Raw genomic sequence first — 25,821 nt, 5'->3', positions numbered from 1 at the left:
TTTGTTCGATCGGAAAATATCGAACTCGCCCGCCACTATCCTCGCATCCGGTAACGCGCCGCACCCTGGCCCGCCGATTCTCCAGGCCGCCAACAACGAACCAGCACGGAACTCCCTCAATCAAGCTGTCACCGTTTCCCTCCCGAATACATCTTTTTGCAGTGGAGTGCACATTGTTGTCAGCGGGTAATTCCGGCCGCGAAAATACCTGCTAAATTTTCTGCACCGGTTGTACGCCAGTACCCGTTTGCAGGGGTATCAGGCAGCAGTCAGCCAACATCACACCATTAACAATAAGAAGTACCAGCCCAAACTGGAGCAATCAAAAGATGACCAGAACCCTTCCAGCCCTGTGCGCGAGCATTCTTGCACTGGCCATTTCAACCCAGGCCAGTGCCGACGACGACCGCTACATTGTCAAATTCAAAGAGGGAAAAGGCCCGGCTGTCACAGCGATGATGGAGAAGAACGGTGGCCGCTCGGCACTGGCGCTGAACAAGCGCAACGCAATGGCAGCCAACCTGCCATCCAAGGCCCTCACCGCCATGCGCAACAACCCCAATGTGGAATACGTGGAGCAGGACGTTAAACGCTACCCGATGGCGGAAACCGTACCCTTCGGCATTCCCATGGTTCAGGCGGACCAGGTCAGCGACGCCATGGCCGGCAACCAGACCGTGTGCATCATCGACTCCGGCTACGACATCGCCCACGAAGACCTGTCCGGCAATAACGTCACCGGCAACTTCGATTCCGGCACCGGCAACTGGTACACCGATGAAAACCATCACGGCACCCATGTGGCCGGTACCATCGCCGCGATCAGTAATGGTGTGGGCGTGGTCGGGGTGAACCCCAACGGCAACCTCAACCTGCATATCGTCAAGGTATTCGGCGCAGACGGCTGGGCCTACTCCTCTTCACTGGTAGCCGCGGCCGACGAGTGCGCCAGTAACGGCGCCAGCGTGATCAATATGAGCCTCGGCGGTACCTTCAAGTCCCGCACCGAGGAACAGGCTTTTGCCGACCTCTACGCCAACCAGAACATCCTCTCCATCGCAGCGGCCGGTAACGACGGCAACACCCGTCACTCCTACCCGGCCTCTTACGATGCCGTGGTGTCGGTAGCGGCCATCGACAGCAACAAAGTCGTTGCCGACTTCTCCCAGCAGACCGATCAGGTTGAACTCTCCGGCCCCGGTGTCGATGTGCTGTCTTCCGTGCCGGTAGGCGCGGGCCTGTCCACCAGCCTCACCGTCGGTGGCAATGCCATTGAAGCGGCCGGAATGGATGAGAGCCCGCAAGGCGATGTCACCGGCAACCTGGTGGATTGTGGCCTGGGCGAATCCGCCTGTACTGGCGCTACCGGCCAGGTCTGTCTGATCTCCCGCGGCAACATCAGCTTTGCCGAAAAAGTGCAGTCCTGTGAGGCCGGCGGTGGTATCGCCGCAGTGATCTACAACAATGAACCCGGCATGCTGTTTGGGACCATGGGCGGTGTCGCGACCGGTATTCCGTCTGCGGGCATTTCCGATACCGACGGCGCGGCGCTTCTCGGCCAGCTGGGCAGCAGTGCCAACCTGGTCATCGAACCCAGTGACTACGCCTACTACAACGGCACTTCCATGGCGACGCCCCACGTTGCCGGCGTAACCGCACTGGTGTGGAGTCACTTCCCCAGCTGTAGCGCCAGCGAAATTCGCGCGGCGATGACCAGCACCGCGGAAGACCTGGGTGCTGCGGGACGTGACAACGCCTATGGCTATGGCCTGGTTCAGGCCAAAGATGCGGTGGACTACCTCACCGCCAATGGTTGTGGCGGCGGCAGCAGCTCCGGTGGCAGCAGCGGCGGCGGCAGCGGCGGCGGCAAGCCCTGCAAAGGCAAAAACTGCACGCAGTAACCCTGCGCACGCAGATTCCAAAGGGGGCCTTCCGGCCCCCTTTTTTATTCCCGGCTCACACCCTCACTCCGTCGACTTGATTTACATCAATCTTCAACCCAGCACCCGCATTAGAATCCGCGGTCACCTGTTTTCCACAATCCTCAGGGATAACAAACGTCAGGGGAGCCACGGCCATGGGAAATGCCGACAGCGATATCGTGTTTCAGAGTTACGGCCGCTGCTGCAACCGCGAGAGTTTTTTCATCGATTTTTACGACCGTTTTATGGGTAGCTCCGAGGAGATTCGGGCCCTGTTCAAAGACACCGACATGCCCGCCCAGCGGCACCTTCTGCGCAATGGCATCATGCAACTGGTACTGCACGCCCGCGGTATGCCGGACACCAAATTGCAGGCGCTTGGATGCAGCCACTCACGCAAGGGCTACGGGATACGCCCTGAGTGGTATGGACTTTGGCTGGACGCACTTCTGGCAACGCTGCGCGCACATGACCCGCAATTTGATGACGCCATAGCACAGGCCTGGCGGCGCGCCATTGAGCCCGGCATCGAGCTGATTCGTGGAGCCTATTAATCAGGGTCAGAAGCAAAGGGTACGAGAGAAAAAAATACGGACATAAAAAAAGGATTACCGGGATACCGGTAATCCTTTTCCACCTTCGAGTCTAAAAGTCACTGGTTACTGAAGGTCGCGAATACAGCTGTTGTATTCGTTAATGTACACCTCACTGCCTCGGTTAGGCACCGCATTGGATTTATCCGCCGCGGCATTACGACAGCCTTCAATCTGGTCAGCTGTCACACCCGGGCCAGGCTGGGCTACCACAGACTGGTGCGCCTGAGATGCACGATCCTTATGCGCCTGCACTGTGGGCTGAGGAACTTCATAGAACATACCGGTGTTCTCATTGAACTGATAGAAGTTATCGCCACTGTGCCAGTAAGTCTTACCCATGATCTGCACTTCCGAAGCGCCAGCCGGGAGCTGAGCCATCGGTTGCTGTGCCATGGCGACACCAGAGAGCGAACAAAACAGTACTACAGGTATTAAATAACGCATGGAAAACACCTCCTCTTCCAACGTGTTCGGAAGTCTACTCAGGGCAGAACCCGTTCCCAACAAAAATACCTGCTAAAATCTCATTCACCTGAAACCCGCTACGTTTTATGAGTCAGGCGTTTCTTCGCCTGTAACTTCAGCCTGCTGCTCGTCTCTTAATGACTCCAGATGCGCACTGGTTTCCTCTGCCTTGCGCATTTTTGGAGCAAAGTTTTCCACCGCCCCGGATTCCACCTGCAGTGCCCTCTCTCTGGCCTTCTGCTCTGCAGAACAATCCGGCTGCAATACCAGCTTCGGGGCATTGGAATTGAAGCCGACCAGTACCCAGATAAAAAGCAGCAGGGCGAGAAAACGGATGACGAGGGTTCGGTCCAGCAGCCAGTTGGCCACCTGTGTGTTCATTATCTCCCGGCTGGAGACAATTTCATTAATGGAGTACCTGGCGATTACCCGTCGAACCCCATCCCTAATCACCGGCTGGGCATAAGTGTTGTACACCTGACTTACCGAAATATTGTCAGTGTTTAGCGGCACGCAGCGGAAAATCATTGTGTGTTGTGATCTAATTGCGCGCGAATGATCTACATGGATGAAAAACGTGCAATCTGAATTCCTTACCGCAACACTGTTCAACCTCGGCCTGAACCTTCTGTACACCCTGCTGGCACTGCTGATTGGCATGCTGGCATTGCTGATTATCGATAAGAAATTACTCAAGCATGTGGATATCGAGGCGGAGCTGAAGAACGGCAATATCGCCGTGGCCATCTTTGCCTCCACGATCCTTGTGTTCGTGGCCCTGATCATTTCCTTTGGCCTCAAGGGCTGAGGCTTTTTACCGTGCGTATGCTACTGGCAGGCGTATTGCTTGGCATGGCGTTGATGCTGCCGGAATTGATTGTGCAGCAGCAACCGTCACAACAGGAAAAAAGCATCCTGAAGCCGTTAAAAAGGGCGTCGAATCGCAATCCTGACACGTCCCAGGATACAAAGGACGATCAGCGCGGCTCTGTATTGGTGACAGGAAGTAGCTCTCCACTCACCGAATCCATGGTGCAGCAGGCGGTCGGCAAGCGTTCCGAACAGGAGAGCAGCTATATCTCCGTCTGGAACTGGCAGGGGCTGGAGTCGGTGACGGCCTCGGCACGCGGCCTGGACAAACTCCATCACTTTGCCAACAGCTACCTGGTGGGATTCCAGCCGTTTGAAACCAAAGATCTCTGGGTACCGCTATATACACTGGCGATCCGCAAAGAGTATCAGTACGACCACCTGCAGTATGCGGGCCTTGCGGATATCTGGCAGACCTCCCGTCAGGCGTACTACCAGAAACGCGGCGATTGCGAGGACCACGCAATTTTACTCGCCGACTGGCTGATCAACCTGGGGGTTGATGCGCGGGTTGCCCTGGGCACCCACAAGGGCGAAGGGCATGCCTGGGTGGTAGCCATTGTGAACAACACCGAATACCTGCTGGAAGCAACCAGCAAACGCCGCCAGTCCAACTGGCAGGCGATGCCCCTGGCCGCTCTGGCCGAGGGTTACGAGGTGGAATTCCAGTTCAACCGGGATTTCTTCTGGGCCAAAACCACCTCCGCACCAACACGCAGTTACCGTGGCAAGCACTGGATCAGAAAGTCTCAGTTTATTCGCGGATGATACCGATCACCGGAGAGCGAGCTATTGAAATGGTTCGGAAAGGAATAGCTCCCAGAGAATAGGCCATGGCGGCGACAGACTATATTTTCATTTCCATGCTGTTCACCAGTGCGATGCTGGGCAGTATATTCCTGATTGCCTGGTGCACCATCATATCTTTCAGGCGATCAATTAGGCGGATGGTCTGCTGTATCGCGCCAAAGCTGCCGGCCGCAACTGTGTGATCAGCGATCTGACCCACCTTTCCCATAACCCGCAACCACTACCTGCCTGACGATCGATTGCCCGCTCCCCAGGATCTCCAAAGCTAACCTGCTAGTCTTAAAAAAAGGTTGCGCCAGGAAGGCGCTGAGACCCAACCGGTGCGCAGGCCTTTCGCGCAAGGTTTTCGCGCCGACCATGCAAGGACGCAGTTGTGATTGCCTCTGGATTGACTCGCTCTTTTTCCTCGTTAGCCGGCATTGGTTGCTGGCTTGCTCTTCTTGTCACGGCCAACAGTTCCGCACAACCCTGGCCAGCTGAACCGGAAATCACTCCCGGCCAACTGCCACAGCAGCTGATACTGCGAATGACCTCCGCCAGCTCCGGTCGCGACCACCGCGATACCGCGGCAGCCCTTTCCCGTATTGCCGGCGCAGATTTACGCTATCGCCGCAGCCTTTTCGGTGGCGAGTTTGACGTATTGCGCTTGCAACAACGCTTGCCGGAAAACGCACTACAACAGCTGATCCGCACGCTGGAGAAACAACCTGGGGTGCTGTCCGTGGAAGTCGACCGCATGATGCAACATACGGCCGTGCCGAACGACAGTCGCTACAGCGAACAGTGGCATTACTTCGAAGCCACCGGTGGCATCAACCTGGAAACCGCCTGGGATACGCACGACGGTAGCGGTGTCGTGGTCGCGGTCATCGATACGGGCATTACCGATCACTCGGACCTGAATGCCAATGTGATTCGCGGCTATGACTTTATCGGTGACACAGCGGTCGCCAATGACGGCAATGGCCGTGATAACGACCCCAGCGACCCCGGTGACTGGCTCGATGCCTGGGAGTGCGGGTTCTTCAACCCGTCCCAGCCGCGCAACAGCAGCTGGCACGGCACCCACGTCGCGGGCACCATCGCCGCAGTTACCGGCAATGGCCAGGGTGTGGCCGGCATTGCCCCGGGGGCCAAAGTCCTGGTCGCGCGGGTACTGGGAAAATGCGGCGGCTACACCTCGGATATCATTGATGCCATCGTGTGGAGCTCAGGCGGCACAGTTTCCGGCGTGCCGGCCAATGCAAATCCGGCCCAGGTCATCAATCTGAGTCTCGGCGGACAGGGAAGTTGCGGCGCGGCCATGCAGAGCGCGATTGATACCGCGCGCGCCAATGGCACAACGGTGGTTATTGCCGCCGGCAACAGCAATGCCGACGCCGCGAATTACGCCCCGGCAAACTGTAATGGCGTGGTCACCGTAGCCGCCACAGACCGCCAGGGGAACCGCGCCAGCTATTCCAATTACGGCGATTCCGTGGAGATCAGTGCACCCGGCGGAGAGACCAATACGACCGCCAACGGAATTCTCTCCACGCTCAACAGTGGCTCACAGGGTCCTGTCGGAGAAACCTACCGGCACTACCAGGGCACCAGCATGGCCGCCCCCCATGTCGCTGGCGTAGCGGCCCTGCTGTACCAGGCGAATCCCGCGCTGTCGCCAAATCAGGTCATCCAGGCAATACAGGACACCGCGCGTGCGGTTCCCGGCAGTTGCAGTGGCGGCTGCGGAGCGGGAATCATTGATGCGCGCGCCGCGCTGGATGCGGTCAGTGGCGGCAATCGACCGCCCACCGCCCAGTTTGGCTGTACCTCCGACGCGTTGACTCTCAGCTGCACGGACCAGAGCGGGGATAGCGACGGTAACATCACCCGGTGGGCGTGGGACTTTGGCGATGGCAATACATCCGCCCAACAGAGTCCAGAGCATACGTATGCCAGCGGTGGGACCTACGAGGTAACGCTGACGGTCACTGACGACGAGGATGCCAGCGACAGCAGCAGGCAGTCGTTCGACATTTCAGGCCCGGTACAGAACCAGGCCCCGGATGCGGGATTTGATTTCACCACCAGTGGCCTGGGTGTGGACTTTACCGACACCAGCAGCGACAGCGATGGCACCGTCAATTCATGGCGCTGGGAGTTTGGTGATGGCACCAGTTCCAGCGCACAGAACCCTTCACACAACTTCGCTTCCCCAGACACCTATACCGTGACGCTGACAGTCACTGACAATGAAAATGCCACCGACTCCATCAGCCGGCAGGTCACGGTTTCTGATCCAGCGGAAAACGCGCCACCGGAGGCCGACTTTACTGTGTCGATAAGCCGTTCCACTGCCAGCTTTACCGATAACAGTTCGGATAGTGATGGAACCATTCAGAGCTGGTCGTGGGATTTTGGGGATGGCGGCAGCTCTAATGCACAAAACCCGAGCCACGAGTACACCCAGAACGGTACTTACCGTGTCACCCTGACCGTCACCGACAACGATGGTGCCAGTCACTCGGTAACCCGCGAGGTAACCGCAACCTGCCAGTTCCGTTGGGGCGGGCGTTGCTTTTTCTGAATTTTTCCCCGCCTGGAATGAAGAAAGGCCGTGCTATTTGCACGGCCTTTTTGCTTCTTCAGGCCCAATTGACACGGATCATATGGGTGACCCAGGCGGCATCCCCTTGATATCTCCCGGCTCCACCTTCAGGTCTCCAGCCATGTACGCAGCAATACGGTTGGCCTCGTAAAAGTAGTGCGCGTTGTAGCCGTGAGCGTCTTCACCGAAGAGCTTCATCTCACCAATGGCATGCTGGAACCTGGCCAGCTCGAAACTTGCGCGGGCACGGGCGGATTCCGGCGCTTTCTTATTGCCAGCCAGCAGCATCAACTGGTGGATGTAAACATGATTTACTCGCTGGTGAATGGCAGCCTCCAGCCCCTCGTACTTGTTACTGGCCAGTGCCTGCTCTGTCAGCTGGGCAAGCAGAGTATTGAACCCCGGCCCCTCGCCGCGACGCGCCTGCTGTTGCTGCAAACGTGCAGCGCGTTCTGGATCGAGCAGAATGGAAAAGGTATGGCCGGCGGCCGCCTCCGCCATGGCGATCCCGTCAAAGGCGACGCCAGTGTATGCGGGGAAGCTCTCATTGGTACGGCGATAGCCGTAGGACTTCGGTGGCAGCAGCTGTAACACCTTTTCCGGCATGGCCAGAAACTCCGGATTCAGCGTATGCGCCAGCGCATCAATCGCCTGCTGCTGCCTGTCCGGGGGTACCATGGAGTAACTCTCACCCTTCGCATCGTTATACAGGTAGTTGTAATCCAGCCCGCCGATCAGCTTGCCCACGGCTTCCGCCTGGTAGCGATGACCGTAGTAGACCGGCACCAGCGTTTCATCCAGCGAGGAGCGGGCCGCGTCCGGTCGGTTTGCGGCCGCGGTGAAGTTTTCCAGCGCGTGACGACGCAGTTCCGCCATACGCTGAAATTCCTGCAACACGTCTTCTCCGTTGTCCCACAGGTGTGACTCCGCATGCGCGTTGTTGATGACACGGGAATCCGGATCGGAAATGAAGCGCAATTGCTGTTTTTGCGCTTCATCGATCACACTCGCGAGGTAATCCGACTCATCTCCCTCGGCAATGCCATACCCGTAGCGAATCGCGAGTTTGTCCCAGCCTCCGATACCGGTGGCATAGGCTTCACCAAGCTTCAGGTCGCTTCCCTTCAGGGTAACCAATGGTGCTGGGTAGTCCATTACCGACGCCCGATCTTCGGTGCTGGCAATAAAGTTATGTGCGAGCCCCAGAGTATGCCCCACCTCATGTGCCGACAGCTGGCGAATACGCGCGAGCGCCATCGCTTTGAGCCTTTCCGTATCTGCGTCCTTGTTGCCGTATGGCTGCAGCAAGCCCTGCGCGATCAGGAAATCCTGTCGAACACGCAGAGACCCGAGCGTTACATTACCCTTCAGGATTTCACCCGTGCGCGGGTCATAGATCGAATAACCATAGGACCAACCGCGTGTTGAGCGGTGTACCCAGTTGATCACGTTGTAGCGTACATCCAATGGATCGGCATCTTCAGGAAGAACCTTGACCTGAAACGCATTCTCGAACCCGGCTGCCTCAAATGCCTGATTCCACCAGCTGGCCCCTTCGATCAATGCACTACGCACGGGCTCCGGTACGCCGGAATCGACGTAATACACGATGGGTTCAACCGCTTCATTACTGTTCGGTTTCTTCTGCAGGCGATGGCGAAAAATCAGCCGCTGATCCAGTGGCTGGTCAATCGCTGTTGCGTAGTCGCGGTATTTGAGCGGGAAATAACCACTGCGGCTATGAAATTTTCTCGGCTGGTAGTCGTCATCTGGCAACGCCACCAGAGAGATATGTTGACGCAGGGTAACCAGCTCCGGCGTCGGTACCACTTCCTTCATATAGTTGCCGGGCTCGTTACCGGCAAAGGTCAACTGCGCCTCAAATTCGGTATTCTCGGGAAAGCTCTTGGTGCGAGGAAGATAAATTGCGGATTTACTCGCATCAACGCTGTAGCTCCCCTGTTTGGCGCTTTTGAGGCTTCGGGCAATACCATGCTGATCGCTCAACAGGAATGGGGTGAAATCAATCAGCACCCCCCGCCCCTCTTCCGCAATGACATCAAAGCCCCACAGCACAGAGGTCGCAAAGGCTTCTTCGACCGCGCGCCGCTCCGCCGGGTTCTCCGACTGGGCCCGATAAGCCAGATTCAGCTGGTGTATCAGAACCTTGTTACCCACTCGCTCGAACTTGACCACGCGGCTTTCGCCCGCCTGATTGCGATCCAGGCCTACAGGATTCGAGCCCAGCCCCTGGGCCAGTCCAGTGAGGAGCAGTAGTTCGCGATCAAATTGATCAACCTGCAGCAATACGCGGCCCTTGGTTTCATCCCAATAGAAGTCGAACAACCCCTGCTGCTTGTTCATCGTTGCAGTCAGCTTGCTGATGGTCTCGGCATGCGTGCCGATACTGACGAGCAGCGCCGTCACCAGGATTATCTTTTTGAGCATGTCTCCCCCGCCGGGCTTTATTCGAGTTCGTTAAAATCGTTATGGATCAATACCGGGACGAAGATAACCAGCGATGGCACATCCGTAAACCTCCAGGTTCGGATTGTCGATAGCCGCCACGTGTTACCGCCGCATCAATCTCCTTTCCACCCCGGGTTTGAGGGGCTTGTTCGGCTTAACGACATCAGACCTCAACTCACCTCAGCTTTCTATAGCAGGCGCCCATTGGCACGGTTAATGCTTTTGTATCCATGGTCACTAAAGAGCATTTGGAGAGCCCATGAGCTTTGAGGAAGTTTCTCTTTTTATCCTGCTGCTCTGCGCCGCGGGCCTGATAGCCGGAATTACCGCAGGCCTTTTCGGTAACGGGGGGGGGTTTGTCGTGGTACCTGCGTTGCTGGCGGTATTCCCGTTCCTGCATAGCGCGTCAGATGAAATGATGCGCGTTGCGGTGGGCACATCGCTCGCCTCTATTGTGGTTTCGTCAGCACGCTCGGTGCAGGCGCACCACAGACGAGGTGCAGTGGATTTTAAAGTATTGCGTGACTGGTCGATATGGATCGTACTGGGCGTGGGAGCCGGCCTGTACATAGCGTCATTTACCGACAGTAAAAGCCTGGTGCATGTATTCGCTGCAGGTGTTCTGCTGTATTCAGTCTATTTCCTCTTCCCCCACCTGTTTGATGGCCTGAAAGGGAAGCTGGAGATGCCTACCGGTTTTGCACGCGCAGGACTCGCCAGTTTTCTCGGCGGATTTTCTTCCCTGCTCGGCATTGGTGGCGGCACCATTACAGTGATGACGATGGTGCTGTGCAACCGGCCGGCACACCAGGCGGTAGCAACAGCATCGGGCATTGGCTTCCTTATCGGGCTTCCTGGCGCCATCGGATTCCTCATTATGGGGCTTGGTGCACCAGATCTGCCCATGGGATCCATCGGATACATAAATATCCCCGCACTGGTCGCGATTTCCGTCTTTTCCATCATTTCCGCACCGATAGGCGCCCGCTGGGCGCACAGCATGAATGAGCTACACCTTAAACGACTGTTTGGGGTGTACCTGATAGTGGTATCTCTGGCGATGTTCGCCAAGGCTTAATCAGTTCGGTTACCGAACTGAAAAACGACACACCAACGGGGAGAGTAAAATAATGAACAAATCACTGAGCAGGCGGATGTTTTTACAGGGCACCACTGCGGCCTTCTCGGCAGCCAGCATAAGCGGGCTTGCCAGCAGCGCGTCGGCAAAGGAGATATCCCGTCCTACTCCGCTCTATGGCCCGCCGCCAGGTGTGGCAAAGCTAAACGCCAATGAAAACCCCTATGGCCCTAGCCCCGCAGCGCTGAAAGCCATGATGGAAGCCAGCCAGAAGGGTGCTTACTACGTTTACGACAGCGTCATGCGCCTCAAGACCATGATTGCAGAGCGCCACGGACTGACCCCGGATCACATCGCCCTCGGTAGCGGCAGTAGCGCCGGCCTGGTCGCAGCAGCCATTGTCGCAGGGCGAAAAGGCAGCATCCTCGGACCGGACCTTTTCTGGGACACTACAGCACGGGTAGTGGAAATTCAGGATATCGGCGAGATCAAAAGGCTTCCCAAGCTGGAATCACTCGCTATCGACCTCGACGCCATGTACGCGGCGATCGACGACTCAATCTCCATGGTCCAGGTCACCAACCCGAATAACCCGACAGGGATGCTGATAGATCCTGTGGCGATGCGAAACTTCTGCATCAAGGCTTCTAAAAAGTGCACGGTACTCGCCGACGAAGCGTACAACGAGCTGACCGATAACAGCGATGCCAACACCGTTATCCCACTGATCAAACAGGGACACGACGTCATCGTCGCGCGCACCTTTTCCAAGATTTACGGCCTCGCCGGCATGCGTGTGGGCTACCTGATTGCCCAGCCAGAAAAAATCGCGGAAATGGAGCGCTTTGGTATCGGCTGGTATGGACTGAATCAGGCAGGCCTGGCTGCCGCCATCGCGAGCTATGAAGATCACACGTTTATGGACTACTCTCGCGCCAAAGTGAAAGAGGCTAGAGAAATGGTCAGCGCCGCAGTGAAGGAAAACGGCCTGACGGCGTTGCCCTCCGTCACCAACTTCATGTTCGTGAATCTGGGAGACCTGAACGCAGAGACCTTCCGTGAGGAGATGGCAAAAGAAAATGTACTTATCCGCGGCATTTACCGGGACTACACCAACTGGTCTCGTGTCAGTATGGGGTATATCGAAGACGTACAGCAGTATACCTCGGCACTACCCAAGGTACTGCACCGTATGAGCTGATTCACAACGCCAAATTTGCAGTCGCTCCACTGGCCAGCATTCGCTGGCCTTTTTTGTGACTGCCGTTCCGGCTCGCACTGGTTCACGTTTCATCAGGGCATAAAAAATCCCCGCCGAAGCGGGGATCCAAACTTGCAGAAGACACTGCTATTTAGAAATTGTGATTCAGGCTCATGTAGTAGAAGCTACCCTGCCAGTCGACTACCGTGTCCGACGCGTATATCGCACCACAACAGTAGTCACCTAGCTGGTCTTTTTCCGGGTACTTGTCGAAGACATTGCGTCCACCGACACTCACATTGGTCATCTCGGTAATGTTGTAACGCCCTTCCAGATCGACCTGAACCAACGGGTCGTATTCCTGAACGTTACCCGCCTGGAAGTTCTCATAGCTGCCATACCAATTGGCCCGCGCCATCAGGGACAGCGGTCCAACATCGTGCATTGCAGTCACTGCGCCACGCAGTTTCGGCTGGAAGTTTTCAAAGTCAAACTCATCTTCTTCGTTGAGATACTCGCTGGGGTCAGAGGCAAATTCCGACTTGTTGTAGTTAAACGAGGCGGTAAGGTTGGTCACACTGGTATCGGACCAGCTGAGTGGATAGGTGGCAACTACATCCACGCCCTGGGTGCGGGTATCGAACGCATTGGTAAAGTAGAAAACCCCACCGATGGATTCCGCACCGACAACGCCGGCGTCAACCAGAGCGAGGTAGTTGCCATAGGCGCTACCAGTCGAGCTATCCGCAGATACGTCCAGGGTTGAGATTGCATAGGTGCGATCGTCAACATCAATACGATAGAAGTCCACCGTCATCGAAAGGGCATCGAAATCGGCGGTAAAGCCAAAGGTAAAGTTGGTAGAGGTTTCCGGTTTCAGTGCATCGGCACCCAGTGCCTGTGCAACAGAACTGCTGGCGGGGAACAAGCCGGTGGCAACCGGGAAGCCATTAGGTAGCCGCGTGGATACGTTTGTGGTGCCCTGCTGGCCCGGAGTTGGTGCACGGAAACCGGTACCAATCGACGAGCGAAGACCGATATTTTCTGTCAGATCGTATTGCATGGCGAGCTTGCCCACCAGTTCGGCATCAAAATCGGAATAATCTTCGTAGCGGATCGCCGCCTGTAGAAATAGCCGGTCAGTTACATCGCTACTCAGGTCACCGTATACCGCGTAGGAGTCGCGAGAATAGCTGCCAGAATATTCCGGCGAGTACCCAGGGAATCCGTTAGAGCCAACGCCAACAACGGTATAGATTGGATCATTTTCATCGGCACAATTCAGGGTAGAACCACCCGCGATCACCGCCAGACCTGCAGCGGTGGGGATGTCGCCGTCACAGAACGCCCAGGGATCCTGCGTCGCGTAGGGACCGGCCGCATAGGAAGCTTCATCGCCACCGGCCAGGTCATAGGATTCGTCCATATAACTCAGGCCGAAAGCGGCAACCACTGGAGCGGCCATACCCCAATCGAGTTCTTTGGAGAAATCGGCCTGCAACTGAATCTCTTCGTTGGCCAGTGTGCCAGGCTTGAACGAGGTTGGGCTATCGGGCCCCATTGACGGATTGACAGTATTTTTCAGGGTATAGGCGACTTCGCTGTATCCATAGCGTGCACTAAAGTCGTACAGCATGCCCGAAAGCAGCTCGCCTTTCAGGCCACTCACCAGCGAGTAGTCGGTCACCTCACCGAAAAAGCGCGGTGTAAAGCCGCCCGGGAATTTTTCCAGCGGGCTGTAAATGGAGCCATCTTCCTCTCGCAGGTCCTCAATGGTGCCATTACCCGGGTAGCGATAGTAGAAACTACCATCCGCTTCACTTTCTGAATAATTACCAAATGCGTAGAGCTCTTTTCCATCGCCGAGATCATAGCCTGCATTAAAGAAGAGTCGCGCACCTTCCGAATTGGGTCGCCCCCAGGGCTGTACAACATCGCCCTCCAGGGAAGCATTTTTCGCGGCCTCGATGAACTCAGGATCCTGATCAGCCAGGCAGAACCAGTCTTCACAGTACTGCTCTGAGCGCGAGGTAAAGTCTGATTGGGACATCTCACCGGAGAGGCTGAAGAAACCGTCTTCGCCGATGGGCATACCCACATTACCGGTGGCCGTCGTCTGGAAGCCGTCACCTTCCGAGTACTCACCGGCTTGCACACTGAAGGAACCGCCGTCTGGATTATCTTTCAGGATAAAGTTGATTACCCCGGCAATGGCGTCAGAACCATATTGCGCCGCTGCGCCATCGCGCAGAACCTCCACAGACTTCAGCGCAGAGCTCGGGATGGTGGCAATGTCCGGTCCCTGGGTACCGGAGCCGCCAATTTGCACCAGCGCCGCGCGATGGCGGCGCTTGGAGTTAACCAGTACCAGGGTTTTATCCGTAGGCATGCCCCGCAATTGGGCCGGACGAATAAATGTGCCGCCGTCGCTGATCGGTTGGCGCGTCACGTTATAGGAAGGCACCAGCGTCTTCATTATGTCGTTGGTATCGGTAAAGGACACCGATTGCAGGGCCTCGCTACCAAATACATCCACCGGTACCGGAGAATCCGATACCGAACGCGGCTTCCCCCGAACCCCCGTGACAGCCACTTCCTCAAGTTCTTCCGCAAACACCGGCTGTACCGGTGCCACCGCACCGCTGGTGATGATTGCCACTACCGCACTACTCAGATACTTCCGCTTCATTAGCCAGCCCTCTCATTGAACAATTGTCAGAATCGTGATTTTCTTTAGGCAAAAGCTTCCCGTAGCCCGCACATTGGTAGTGCGCAGGGTTTGAAAACATCGGTGTTAACGGGTTCTTTCAGATACTGCTTGGCCGTATTTGCTGTGGCCTATTACATCTTTATGCTGAGCGGGACGCGGGACCTGCGACCGCAAGAGTCTGTAATGTTCTGTGTGTTACTTTTCTGTGGAGCAATATACATGCCAAACTTTTTTTCAAGCCCGATGCATCCATTCGGTGCAGTGCCATCGTCGTAACTACAAACCAGTGAAAACGGAACACTCGATGAAATCCTTAATCCCCATCGCTCTCGCAGTAATGACGACCTCGGCGGCACACGGCGAATCCCTCAACCTCGAGTCGGGGAACGGTACCCACTGCTCTCTCGACCTTCATCACCAGGTCACCGTGGGCCCCGGCTTTATTGAAAGCCGCGACAGCGAGAGCAGCGCGCCGCTTTTTGCCTACCATGCCCCCGACCAGCTTGCCGTTGGGGATGAGGGGCTGATCCTCGACGAACAACAGCAGGCACTGATGCTGTCCTATCAACAGGGGCTGCACAGTGCTGGCCGGGACGTAACGCTGATCTCCGCCGAAGCAATGGATATCGCACTGGATGGAGTGGGTATCGCTCTGGCAACCCTGGCTGGTGCCGAAGACCCGGATACCCAGGAGTTTCTCGCATCTTCAGAGGCACTACGCACGAAGTTGCTGGCCGAAATCCAGCAGCCGGGTGATGTATACACCTTTGGCGGATCATGGATGGAACATGCCATGGGCGATACGTTTGAAAGAGAGCTTGAACCACAGATAGAGGCGCTCGCCAAAAAGTCAGCTGGCGCGATCGCGTGGCACGCGATGAAAGCGGTATTTACCGGTGGAGCGAGTATCGAGCGGGATGCCGAAATTGCTGCAGAAGCCGCCGAAAAGGCCGTGGAAGAAAAAGCGGAACGGCTGGAAGCCAGGGCAAGCGCCCTGTGCAACCAGCTGTCAGAACTGGATACTCTCGAAAAAGACGTTCACAAGGCCATCCCGGAATTGCAGGGGCTTGACCTTGTAGAAGTAAATAGTAGAAGTAAATAACTGACGCGAAACGCGATTGCGTTGACCAGAATTACCCCCAGAAAGTTCGGCCGCAATTGCGGCCTTTTTTTTGGAAAGTACTCGACTCAACCCTTTCTCGTTTTTCTTGCTACCCCTTTTTGGCAACCCCCAGTTCCCCCAGGGTGCTCGCCATATCCTGGGCACTGGTCGCGGGCTTGATATCCCGGTCGATCTTCAGCACTGTCCCGTCTTTACCAATATAGATGGTCACACGTTTGGCCATATTCAGCACCGGCATTTTCACATCGTAAGCCTCTGCAACCTCACCACTGGGATCACTTAGCAGAGGGAAGTCGGCCTTCTGCTCTTCGGCAAATTTGGTGTTGTCCTCCACCTCGTCGGTACTCGCCATAAAGTAGGTAACGTCATACTCGCGGATGAGGTGACCGTTTTCCGCAAGTGACTTGCACTCGATGGTACACCCTTTGGTAAAGGCCTTGGGATACCAGGCGATAACCACGGCCTGCTTGCCATTGAAGTCAGACAGGGTGTAGGTTTTGCCATCGGTTCCCTGAAGGGAGAAATCCGGGGCCTTATCCCCTACCTCCAGCGCATAGGCCGGTACAACAATCGCCACCATGGCGAGCAGCAAGAATAATTTTCTCATCACTTTTCTCCTGATTTTTCCGGCGGTCGCCGGGTCAATAACTGACTCCACATTCACTTCCAGCGCTGCGGCGCAATCGCTGGAAACGCTCATTTTTTAGCCGTAAAATCGCCTACTTTTGCGCCTTGACGGGCGCGCCGGAAGGACGACAGGGGCTCCGGCAACAGGCGCACAATGGATTGAGCTCGTACACCAATAACCGCGGACTATGGCCAAGAGTCCAAGCTTAAGCGATCTCAATCCCAATAACATGCGACACCATACTCTCTGGCTGCCAGGCCTGTGTATTTTTTTCGCGCTTGCGACCGGCTGTGGCGGTGGCAATGGCAGTGAACCCGAGGCCGAGGAAATCGGCCAGGCCCCATCGGCACCCTCAGCCCCAGGCGGATCTGGAGGCAATTCCGATGGCTCTTCTGATACGTCTGGCGATTCTTCTGGATCACCGCAGGCGCTTCAACCCGGCGAATATGCAAGGGTCACAGCGACCCCTGACTGCCCACTGGTGGCAGGGAGCGAGACCGCAGAGTTCAAATTGCTGTTTGCTGACCTCGACAATGCTCCCTATTTCGATGAGATCGTCGAGGATGCGATCCTCAACCAGTTCCAGGCGCTGGCACCGTTTCGGGACTATGTCTCCAATTTTGCGTTTTACCGGTTGGCACTGTCCGATGCGGGAGCGCTGGGATGCAAGGCGACCGGCAACAGCAACGGCGCCTCGTTCAGTTGTGACGACGACAGAATACACCAGGCCATTCTGCAGCAGTGCGATGTGGACGACCTCTATGGCACCATCAAGGTCGTTATCGCGGACACCGGCTACGGCGCTTCCGGCGGTGAAATCATTTACCTGGGCAGCGACAGCGGCTGGCCGGATGCAGAGACCGCACTGTACAAACTGAATAATCTCGTGGTGCACGAAGTAGGGCACAATTTCGGCCTCGCCGATTTATACGACGGCGGCACCAATGCCGATGGCTCTGCCGTGAGCGGCTGGCCCAGTAGCCTGTCGCGCCAATGGCGCAACCTGGACGGACCCGGCTGCGACAAATGGTGCAGCAGCTTCAAACCGGCCTCGGAATATACCCAGTCTGCCAGTGCGGCCTGTCATACCTTTGACAGTAAGGACGCCTGTACCGGCTACAACCGAGACACGCAGGGCGAGTGCACCACCGATGAAGGTGGCACGGTCGAGTGTTGTGCCTGGTCAGAAGACACCGTGGACGATTACTTCGGGGCCCAGTGCACCCCGGCGTGGGGTACCGAAGACATCGGCCTCGATTGCCTGGAAGGTGCCGGCTGCTATTACGGCGGTGCCTACGGCAACAATTCCTGGCGCCCGGCAAAGACCTGGTCCGACAGCATCATGTACGGTGCCGGCCAGTCTGCTGCGTTCGACAGTGTGTCCGAGCGGGAGCTGTCGGAAGCCATCCGCTGTTGCGGCACCTCGGATGATGCCACCGCATCCTGCGCGAGCTTTCGCGAGGAATATACGGCGTTTATCAAAGACTCCCAGCCTTACAAAGACCGCGTTGGCTCCTGCGGTTTTCACGGCACATAAAAAAGGCCTGCCTCCGGCATCGCCGGAGGCAGGCCCCTGTTCACAGATCCACGGGGCGCGGAGCGACTAGCGTCGCCCGCGCACACCGGTTTACTGACACAGTCCGGTGCTGGTGCCGGTATCGTGGCTCAGGCCACCACTCAGGTTGGTAACACAGAAGCTCACCGACACGTTACCGCCAGCGGAAGCCGAGCTGGTCACGGTGGCGATACCGTTGCTGTCGGTAAGCCCGCTGACACCACTCTCGGCAATACTGCCGCTGAAGTCACCGGTCACGGATACCCCCGGCATACCGCGGCCGAGGTCATCCAGTACCGTCACGGTGGCGGTTGCGTACTTCTGCCCCCTGCCCGCGGACGCGGTACCGGTCACCACACTGGATACAAACATGGTGGTCGCCATGGCACCGTCGTTCACACTGACATCGAAGCTGCTCTGGCCGCTTGCCCCCTGATCGTCGGTAACGGTGAGTGTCACGCTATAGCTACCGGTCGCAGCATAGGAATGGGCGGCGGTTGCCGTGGATGCGGTGGCACCATCCCCAAAGTCCCAGTGATAGCTCGCAATCGAACCATCACTGTCGGCGCTGGCGCTGCCATCAAAACTGCAGTCAAGGCCGGTGCAGCTGTGGCTGGCACTGGCTGTCGGCGCCTGATTGACACCCGTGTCGAGGCCGTAGATATCAAAGTTATCCCAGTAATAGGTGTCGCCATTGAGGGTATTGGGGTCGAACAGGATCACCAGGCTGTCCACCGCACTCGCCGGGGTAGCCCCATCGATGCGATCGTCCAGCTCAAACTTCAGTCGCTGCCATCCGCTGCCCTCGCCCACATAGGCGGCGTACTTGGAGTGTCGACCCGACGGATAGTTCGATGCCGTGGCCGTCGAACTGTCTTCCAGCTGCACCAGGATCTGGGTACCCGCGGCGGCGGTGGTGAAGACATCCATATAGAAGGCCTTCTCACCGGACAGGAACGGATCCGCATCCACAATTGCGCCGGTATCTGCGGCGATCACATCGTACTGAGCCCCGGCGGACCGGGTATACATTGCCACGGTCGAGGAACCATTGGTGGCGTCCGCTTGCGGGTTGGCTGCATCCTGCACAAAAGTGCCATCGAACACCGTATACGCCAGGGTGCGATTGGACTCGAAGTCATCCAGTACGTTTTCCTGCACTAGTTTGGGTCCGACATGCACCGGCAGGCTCAAATCGCGACTACCACAGCTATCGCTGACGCTGACGCTCACATCACCGCCGGCGCTGCCCCACTGCACCGTGATGGTGTCGCTGTTGCCGCCGGACACCAGGGTCGCGCCGGCGGGAAGGGTCCAGCTGTAACCGGGGTTTCCGCCAATGGCACCGGCAACGGAATAACTGGTTGTTTCGCCGTTATCCACAATACGCTCACCAGTAATACTGGGCTGGCCGTAATCGTAGACCCGCACATAATCCACCTGCATGGTCTGCGGCAGCATACTGTCATCCACGGCACCGCCAAGGTTACCGCCCACAGCCAGGTTCAACAGGAAGTGGTACTGGTAATTTTCAAAGGTCCAATAGGATGCACTGGTCAGGTCGTTGGGCGTCAGCGTTGCGTACAGCTGGTCGTCCACATACCAGCGCATCTCGTTCGGCTCCCACTCCAGCGCGTAAACATGGAAATCCGCCGACCAGGGTTCTGGCTGGATGAGCAGGCGGTTGCCGGTGAAGGCGTTGTTCGGATACAGCTCGCCGTAATGCAGGGTGCCAAATACGTACTCATCCGATTGCCCGATGGACTCCAGAATGTCGATCTCGCCGCTGATCGGCCAACTTTCGGCGGGGTCGGTGGGCAGCATCCAGAAGGCCGACCACGTGCCGGTGCCATCCGGCACCTTGATCCGCGCCTCGAAGCGACCGTTGGTCCACTCACCGCCATCGGGCATATTGGCGGTGCGCAGGCGCGCGGATGTGTAGGCTTTGCTCTGTACCCGTTCCTTGCGGGCGGTGATGGTCAGTAACCCGTTGGCCACTGTGGCGTTCTCGGCCTTGTAATACTGGAGCTCGCTATTGCCCCAGCCACAGATACCGTAACTACAACCATCGCCAATCATGGGTTCCCACTTTGAAGTGTCCAAAGTGGTACCGTCGAAGTTGTCTTCCCATACCGGAGCCGGAGACTGACACTGCTGGCCGAAAGCCGGCAACACCGCCGTCAGACCCACGGTAAGAAGCAAACCTTTATAACTATTTTTATTTTGCATCGTTATTTTCTCTCATTGGTTGCTGCACGCTTTACAGCGTGCCACTCCAATCTACCAACTCGAGTGAATGGCGCTTCTCCCACTGTTCACTGGCAGCCAACGTGGGACGCATGACATGCCGGGAGAGATAAAAAGTATCGAATAAACTGAAGGAACCAGTCATGGATGAACGAACGTTCAACATTTGGTATCCCGATCAGCACTCTGGAAGTCGGCAAGCAGGATGACATCATCGTCATCAACGGTGCGCCTCGAAAAAAATTGATGAATTGCAGTAACTCGCGTTCGCTGCGAAAGGCAACAACGTATTTACTGCCAAGCCAGATATGGGGACTGACCTACCTAGAGAACACATAATGTAGAGAACCGAGTCCTTGGTGTTCTGCCCTTATTCGAGGCCAGCATTGCACACGCCAAGTGTGTATTCGATCACCGCGGGCGGCGATGTAATTCACACGCGAGCTCAGAATCAGCTGGCCAAAAGAGCACAGTCTATCACTGTGCTCCCTGCGCACAGAACCAGGCAAAAAATCAAATGCAGACTAATTTACCCAAACAACTCCCAATACTCAGAAAATATCTGGAAAATCAATTTAATCTTTCACTGAATATTTTCACGAATAAAATCCAGGGACTTTGCTAGAAAAACTTCACGAGAACTCCCCTTTGACAACCAGTGATCTTCTCCATCAAGCTGTATAAACTCGCTGTTTTTTACTCGTAGCGCCTTGAGCCGCTTAGCCATTTTTTCTGACTGGTATAAAGGAACCACCGTATCCATGTCACCGTGAAACAGGAGAGTAGGCGCGGCATCCTTATTCACCAGATCCAGAGGCGAATACTTTGACAACTCGTCTGTTTCAAAACGATCACCTATAGACTTTTTCCAATAACTTAGCCCCCTCATTTGCTCTTCTGCGTGAAGGTGCATCTCACTCAAAACACTGATCCCTGCAAAAGAAACACTGCATTGATAAATCTCCGGGTACTGCACAGCACTGAAAAGAGCGACATAGCCTCCATAACTAGATCCTACGACACAAATTTTTTCCGGATCAACAAGCCTTTCTTTAACCAGAAATTCTACGCCATCATTGACATCACTTTGCATTTTCTGACCCCACTCACCGTAGCCTTTTTCAGCGAATTCAGTACCAAATCCGGATGAGCCGCGAAAATTCGGTTGAAATACCGCATATCCAGCCGAGGCATAGGCCTGCCGCTTCCAATCGAAACTCTTGCTATCCCGACTTTCCGGACCACCGTGTGGCATTACGATTAGCGGAGGCAACTCACCTTCTACATGTAAAGGAACTGTTAAGTAGGCAGAAATCTCAAGGCCATCTCTCGCTTGATAAGAGAAGCTGGTGACGCGCCCCAGCTTATTTTTATCCTTTATTTGATATCCACTTCCCAGAAATTGAATCTTACCTGCCTTTTGGTCATACAGATAATACTCTTCAGCATACTTAGAACCGGAAATACGTGCGACGAACCTGGATCGATCTTGGGTATACGAAGTCAACTCAACTTCCGCGCCCTCAAAAGTAGTGCGCAAATCTGCATATACTTGTGAAAGCTCAGGCGCAAGAAAACGAAACTCTTCAACATCAAGAATAACGCCATACCCAGAAAGGATGGAGGAGTGATAATCGTAAACCAATGAATTAATGTCGTAACCGCGGTCACCCAAAGGCCCCAAAACTACACCATTTCCAACAACGCCATTCTTGACAGGAGCAGCAAGGAACCAGTCAACACCCTGCTCGCCCTCTGCCACGTAATAAACCCGATCCAATTCCTCGCTAACCCCTACCGTTATTTCAGGGAAGATCTGAAGCTCGCCATCTGCCATCTTCATTAGCGGCGAAAAATCGTCCTCGTGGGCACCTCGAACCATTGAGACGGCCTGCTCCATCTTCTTATCGTACTTACGATAGAAGATAAGATCCCCGTCTTCATTGGCCATCCAGTGATTAATATTTTTTCCTTGAAAAACTTCCTCTCTCTTACCGGTTTCAAGATTTATCCGAAAAAGAGCATCTACCTCTCTATAGTAATAGGAAAGCAACACGTACTTATCTTCATTCAGGATTTTACTAACGAGCTTAGGTGCACTAATATTGTGTTTATACCTTGGCCCATTAAATGCCCACGTTATATCATTGTCATCAACATCCCAGATTCCGAGACGGTATATCGTAAATCTTTCTGAGTCAGCTTTTGAATAATACGCCTCGGACACCCGCAGTAAAATCTTACTGTCACTCACCCATTCCAGCGACCTAATCTCACTTTCTTCAAACCCAAATATTACCGGGCTTTTATTTTCATCCATACGCTGCGCAACAGCGTAGTATCGACCCTCATTTTCTCGCAAATAGGCCATCGTTTTTCCGTTAGGAGAAATCTGAAAATCTTTCATTGCCGGGAGACCACCAAAAGTATCCACGACATCGAAAGCTCGCACACTGGAACAAAGACATAAAAGCAGAAGAACGATGAGCACTCGCATGCTTACCCCTTAAGTTTTTTGATTATTAGAAATTTAGGAAACTGGGAAGCTCTAGCAGAACATGAAACCAGGTAATTTGCCTCACGACTCAAACACATTAAGTAACGAAAGAATAAAATTCCAGCATAAGATAATTTTATTCACCATGAAGGTCGAACTAAACCACAAAAGTCACGATTGGCAGGAATGCATGGAATCGCTTTGGTCGACCACGAATACAGAGATCAAAACTTTCTTTTTATAAGGTATAAATTTCGGCGAGCATTTCTTGACTGAAGCAACAGGAGACAGAAGCTAGATAATGCACCAATACCAAAATAGAGGTGCGCCATCTATTTTGGTTAAGTAGCACAACCCAGATAATGAGACGCGGTAGTGTTTCGGAGATAGACGCTAATTGACGCTCGCGATGCCGCTTGCACTCCAAATGCCTTTACCGCGATGTAAATCAGAAGGATTAGCGCAAGGATACGCACCGCTTACAGAAGGGCCAGCCATCCATCAGTGACATCCGGCCTATCAAATAGGAATTATTTAATTGCGCTCTATAGAGCATCCCGATGCAATGCTCCGCCTTGACTGCGCTGACGGGCAGCACCTGCAGATACCCCGAGTAACCGGCGAATAAAGAGCCACGATCATACCGGATATGATCACGGACTCTTTATGCCGAAGCCAGGCCCAGCATGCCGAAAGCGACCCGTGTTTTTTCCAGCAAAAATACTAGCTCCGTACCAATATTATCGCGCGATACGTTCTGGATGCTGCCCAAAAGGTGAGGACCGAAACTCTCGACCTGTCGGGCAGCCCACCCTGATCAAACCACGCTATTTTTTATCATCGGGTCGATCGTGACTGACTTGCCATCGTTGAAGATTTCCAGAGTGTAGCGCCAGTCACCGCCATCGTCATTCTTATCGGTCACCACCAGGGTACGCGAATCATCCTTAACGTTTGAGGGAGACAACTCAGGATCACCAGCATCGTCAAGCGCAAAACTGAAATTACCCGCTTCACCACTGGGCACCTTGGTCGCGCTAAACGATTTAGTCAGATCAAAGGTATAGCCATCATAGACCCCGTCCTGAAGACGAAAGGCTATCTTTACTTTTTTTCCTTTTTCCTTGCAGATGGAAATAGTGCCATCCTCCTTGATCGTCGCGATCCCCTTTTTTTCATGGGGATCTTCCATAAAAAAAACGGGGCATCCGTCATCGCTATCGGATGAATTGCAGATATTGATACGGAATTTGTAATCGTCACTCATAAATCTTTCCTTGATATTTCTTGTGGTTTTTTGGGATAAAACTACTAGGCTTGCTTCAGGCCGATACAACGCCTGATCACCGACATCAAAGCATCCGTATCGACCAGCGCACTGCTGACTAACGGATCCAGATTCGATTCATCACAATGGACGGAATATTTCAGTCCGCTATCGCTGAGACGAAGAACTTCCTGACCAAGACGGATGCGCGCATGACGCTCTGACGAGGCCAAATGCGGATCCAGCGCGCTAACGAGGTTAGCCAGCACACGTAGCTTCTGCAGCCTGCGCTGCTGCTCCGGCGCGTCCAATTTCGATGCCCATTGCTCAAATGCCCGCACGGAAGCAAACAATGCTCCATTATCCTCTGCTTCCCGGTTTTTCAGACCCAGGCTGATATCAGCCTCCCAACGCAGCATTTGCGCATCCAGGTTTTCCGGAATCTCGGCGGCCAGTGCACGAATATCGTCCAGCAGCGTTGGCGACAGGGAAGTGCCATCCGGCTCATTCAGCTCTGCGCCAAGATAAAACTTATACGCCCGCAAGCGATAATCAAGATTGGTGGGGTCCTGCTTGAGTAATTTTTCCGCGGCTACCATGCCGGAATTCACAACCTCGGAAAGACGCGCTTGATCCCTGGTGATCTGAAACAAGCGAAGCAATTCTGTTTTCGCCGTCACCGTGTAGTCGGTGAGATTTGCCCGATCCGGCTCTTCCTGCAACCACTGGTCGATCATGGCCAGTTGCCGCAGCCGGGCATCAATTGCCCGCTCAAAATCACCCAGCAATGAATTTGCCGAGGCGATCCAGGCCGTATTATTGATCAGCGCCTCGCGGTTATCTGCCGAATTGGGAAGCTCTGTCAGTATTTTTTCAGCCTCTTCGAATAACGTGAGACTTTCCTGGAATTGGGCATTGTGAATCTTGAGTACGGCTTGGGTATTGAGCGCATAAAAAAGTTCGGTTTGCGAACGGCTGCTTCCGGGATCCAACACCAGCAGCTTGCGCGATAACTCGAGATATTGATCAAACCAACGCTGGGCCCGCATATATTCCCCGCGCTGAAAATCCGGGAACCCCACCCAGAACATACTTTGCGCGTGCTCAAAGACCCGTTGTGGATTATTCGGCTCCCGCGCCAACAGCTCTCCAGTTGTCTGTGCTGCGTGCGAAAACAGCGCAATGGCTGCATCCGTATCCCCGGCTAAATCGCGAATTTCACCCAGCAAGTGCATGGCGGAAGCCTGCCTTCCCAGTGCATCCGTATTCAAAGTGCTTGCCTGCTGACTGGAGTAGAAGTCGAGCACCTTCTCCCCGACCAGATCCAGCGCATCCAGCCGGCCAATCGGTTCGAGTCGCTGCCGCAGATCTGTGAGCATGAAGTTAACCAGGTCTTCCGCCGCCAGCCTACGCTCCTCCGCAACATTGCGCGCAGACACGGCAAGGTAGCTCAATCCGGCGAAGATACTGACCAGAACCAATGCGGCAGCGGAGATCAGTTGCTGAACCCGCATACGCCGCTGGTGGTCCCGGCGCACCAGCTCATCCAAGCCGAGATCCAGGATCGCGGCCAGAATTTTCAGCAACGCCATGCGCGGACCATCGCCCTTGGCGCGCATATCCGAAGCCAGGGGTTCTGCAATACGCTCCGAAACAGAGCCATCGGGGTTTAACTGGAAGCGCAACGCGGGAGGCAAGCACTCCCGTTCGGGGTTACCCGCCACAGAAGCAAAGGGTTCACCATCCGCAATCAGCGCAAGCACCCTTTTGTGAGAGCGCAGGCGACTAAATTG

The 25,821-nt window shown here is 55.1% G+C and carries 19 protein-coding genes; 10 read left to right on the top strand and 9 right to left on the bottom strand.

From position 1 onward, the window contains the following. The first annotated feature begins 329 nt into the window (after nt 1–329). Complete coding sequence (locus GTQ55_RS02520; RefSeq protein WP_161857317.1) at nt 330–1,901, top strand: S8 family serine peptidase; 1,572 nt, start codon at nt 330–332, stop codon at nt 1,899–1,901. A 176-nt stretch (nt 1,902–2,077) separates the two neighbouring features. Beyond that, nucleotides 2,078–2,476: a globin gene (locus GTQ55_RS02515; protein ID WP_161857316.1), complete on the top strand. Its 399-nt coding sequence runs from the start codon at nt 2,078–2,080 to the stop codon at nt 2,474–2,476. Nucleotides 2,477–2,581: 105 nt separating this feature from the next. On the opposite strand, the gene GTQ55_RS02510 is transcribed toward GTQ55_RS02515, so the two are convergent. Together GTQ55_RS02510 and GTQ55_RS02505 are read right to left on the bottom strand one after the other, a co-directional pair. Further along, nucleotides 2,582–2,962 (bottom strand): hypothetical protein, encoded by a 381-nt coding sequence (locus GTQ55_RS02510; RefSeq protein WP_237567785.1) that lies wholly within the window; start codon nt 2,960–2,962, stop codon nt 2,582–2,584. Between the two features lie 105 nt (nt 2,963–3,067). Next, a complete protein-coding gene (locus tag GTQ55_RS02505; protein ID WP_237567784.1) occupies nt 3,068–3,511 on the bottom strand; it encodes an SPFH domain-containing protein in 444 nt (147 codons plus the stop codon). Between the two features lie 40 nt (nt 3,512–3,551). Between GTQ55_RS02505 and GTQ55_RS02500 the strand changes: the two genes are divergently transcribed. The 3 genes from GTQ55_RS02500 (at nt 3,552) to GTQ55_RS02490 (ending at nt 7,232) form a co-directional block, all read left to right on the top strand. Beyond that, the gene (locus GTQ55_RS02500; RefSeq protein ID WP_221296248.1) at nt 3,552–3,791 is read left to right on the top strand and encodes a DUF350 domain-containing protein; all 240 of its coding nucleotides are present in this window, start codon (nt 3,552–3,554) and stop codon (nt 3,789–3,791) included. A gap of 17 nt (nt 3,792–3,808) precedes the next feature. Next, nucleotides 3,809–4,621: a transglutaminase-like domain-containing protein gene (locus tag GTQ55_RS02495; protein WP_161859965.1), complete on the top strand. Its 813-nt coding sequence runs from the start codon at nt 3,809–3,811 to the stop codon at nt 4,619–4,621. 568 nt (nt 4,622–5,189) lie between these two features. Beyond that, the gene (locus GTQ55_RS02490) at nt 5,190–7,232 is read left to right on the top strand and encodes a S8 family serine peptidase (protein WP_161857313.1); all 2,043 of its coding nucleotides are present in this window, start codon (nt 5,190–5,192) and stop codon (nt 7,230–7,232) included. A gap of 78 nt (nt 7,233–7,310) precedes the next feature. Here the strand turns inward: GTQ55_RS02490 and GTQ55_RS02485 are convergent, their stop codons facing one another. Next, a complete protein-coding gene (locus GTQ55_RS02485) occupies nt 7,311–9,701 on the bottom strand; it encodes a zinc-dependent metalloprotease (RefSeq protein ID WP_161857312.1) in 2,391 nt (796 codons plus the stop codon). Between the two features lie 280 nt (nt 9,702–9,981). On the opposite strand from GTQ55_RS02485, the gene GTQ55_RS02480 reads away from it, so the two are divergent. Together GTQ55_RS02480 and GTQ55_RS02475 are read left to right on the top strand one after the other, a co-directional pair. Then, nucleotides 9,982–10,800 (top strand): sulfite exporter TauE/SafE family protein, encoded by an 819-nt coding sequence (locus tag GTQ55_RS02480; protein WP_161857311.1) that lies wholly within the window; start codon nt 9,982–9,984, stop codon nt 10,798–10,800. 52 nt (nt 10,801–10,852) lie between these two features. Further along, nucleotides 10,853–12,001, top strand: a complete 1,149-nt coding sequence (locus GTQ55_RS02475) for a pyridoxal phosphate-dependent aminotransferase (RefSeq protein ID WP_161857310.1) — start codon at nt 10,853–10,855, stop codon at nt 11,999–12,001. A 151-nt stretch (nt 12,002–12,152) separates the two neighbouring features. On the opposite strand, the gene GTQ55_RS02470 is transcribed toward GTQ55_RS02475, so the two are convergent. After that, nucleotides 12,153–14,690 (bottom strand): TonB-dependent receptor plug domain-containing protein, encoded by a 2,538-nt coding sequence (locus GTQ55_RS02470; RefSeq protein WP_161857309.1) that lies wholly within the window; start codon nt 14,688–14,690, stop codon nt 12,153–12,155. A gap of 325 nt (nt 14,691–15,015) precedes the next feature. Between GTQ55_RS02470 and GTQ55_RS02465 the strand changes: the two genes are divergently transcribed. Then, a complete protein-coding gene (locus GTQ55_RS02465) occupies nt 15,016–15,813 on the top strand; it encodes a DUF2884 family protein (RefSeq protein ID WP_161857308.1) in 798 nt (265 codons plus the stop codon). 109 nt (nt 15,814–15,922) lie between these two features. On the opposite strand, the gene GTQ55_RS02460 is transcribed toward GTQ55_RS02465, so the two are convergent. After that, entirely contained in the window at nt 15,923–16,441 is a 519-nt protein-coding gene (locus GTQ55_RS02460) for a peroxiredoxin (RefSeq protein WP_161857307.1), read from the bottom strand. Nucleotides 16,442–16,973: 532 nt separating this feature from the next. On the opposite strand from GTQ55_RS02460, the gene GTQ55_RS02455 reads away from it, so the two are divergent. Continuing rightward, entirely contained in the window at nt 16,974–17,999 is a 1,026-nt protein-coding gene (locus GTQ55_RS02455) for a zinc metalloprotease (protein WP_161857306.1), read from the top strand. A 90-nt stretch (nt 18,000–18,089) separates the two neighbouring features. On the opposite strand, the gene GTQ55_RS02450 is transcribed toward GTQ55_RS02455, so the two are convergent. Further along, complete coding sequence (locus GTQ55_RS02450) at nt 18,090–20,246, bottom strand: PKD domain-containing protein (protein ID WP_161857305.1); 2,157 nt, start codon at nt 20,244–20,246, stop codon at nt 18,090–18,092. A gap of 165 nt (nt 20,247–20,411) precedes the next feature. On the opposite strand from GTQ55_RS02450, the gene GTQ55_RS02445 reads away from it, so the two are divergent. Beyond that, nucleotides 20,412–20,603: a hypothetical protein gene (locus GTQ55_RS02445; protein ID WP_161857304.1), complete on the top strand. Its 192-nt coding sequence runs from the start codon at nt 20,412–20,414 to the stop codon at nt 20,601–20,603. A 244-nt stretch (nt 20,604–20,847) separates the two neighbouring features. Here the strand turns inward: GTQ55_RS02445 and GTQ55_RS02440 are convergent, their stop codons facing one another. The 3 genes from GTQ55_RS02440 to GTQ55_RS02430 all read right to left on the bottom strand — a co-directional run bounded on the left by GTQ55_RS02440 (nt 20,848) and on the right by GTQ55_RS02430 (nt 25,791). Next, a complete protein-coding gene (locus GTQ55_RS02440) occupies nt 20,848–22,761 on the bottom strand; it encodes an alpha/beta hydrolase family protein (RefSeq protein WP_161857303.1) in 1,914 nt (637 codons plus the stop codon). A gap of 817 nt (nt 22,762–23,578) precedes the next feature. After that, nucleotides 23,579–24,028: a hypothetical protein gene (locus GTQ55_RS02435; protein WP_161857302.1), complete on the bottom strand. Its 450-nt coding sequence runs from the start codon at nt 24,026–24,028 to the stop codon at nt 23,579–23,581. A gap of 44 nt (nt 24,029–24,072) precedes the next feature. Beyond that, the gene (locus tag GTQ55_RS02430) at nt 24,073–25,791 is read right to left on the bottom strand and encodes a hypothetical protein (RefSeq protein WP_337248017.1); all 1,719 of its coding nucleotides are present in this window, start codon (nt 25,789–25,791) and stop codon (nt 24,073–24,075) included. Nucleotides 25,792–25,821 lie beyond the last annotated feature (30 nt).

Source organism: Microbulbifer hydrolyticus (assembly GCF_009931115.1).
Taxonomy (GTDB): domain Bacteria; phylum Pseudomonadota; class Gammaproteobacteria; order Pseudomonadales; family Cellvibrionaceae; genus Microbulbifer; species Microbulbifer hydrolyticus.
This window is presented reverse-complemented; position numbering and strand designations above follow the sequence as displayed.